Below are 348 nucleotides of genomic sequence, written 5' to 3'. Positions count from 1 at the left end.
AAATGCCGGATGGGGTTGCGCCGCCATCCGGCATTTTGCTGTTCATTATGCCGTTAATTTAACCGGCTCATCCTTAAAGTCGTCAGCAGGCTCCAGCGCCAGATTCAGCGTCGTTAACAACCCACGCAACTTTTCATGAAACTCGCGTAAGGTGTATTCCAGTCGCTCTACCACTTCAGTCTCTTTAATCGGCACGGCGGTCCAGTTGCCGTCTTTATCGAACAAACCAAACTGGTAGCTGTACGTAAAGCGTTTCTCCTGCGCTTCCAGCTCCATCCACCAGCCCCAAAATTCACGTTTCTCTGGTGCCGGTTTCACGTTGACGCAAACAGCCAGACAATCGAAAAA

General features: G+C 50.6%; 1 protein-coding gene. It reads right to left on the bottom strand.

Annotated elements, in window-relative coordinates; translation table 11 throughout:
* Nucleotides 1-45: 45 nt before the first annotated feature.
* Nucleotides 46-348: sigma factor-binding protein Crl (crl, locus tag FDX22_RS22585; protein ID WP_146717806.1), on the bottom strand; the 303-nt coding region annotated here is incomplete at its 5' end.

Source organism: Citrobacter sp. TBCS-14 (genome assembly GCF_005280805.1).
GTDB classification, from domain to species: domain Bacteria; phylum Pseudomonadota; class Gammaproteobacteria; order Enterobacterales; family Enterobacteriaceae; genus Citrobacter; species Citrobacter gillenii.
Note: the sequence above shows the minus strand (reverse complement) of the source record. Positions and strands in the feature narration are given on the sequence as shown.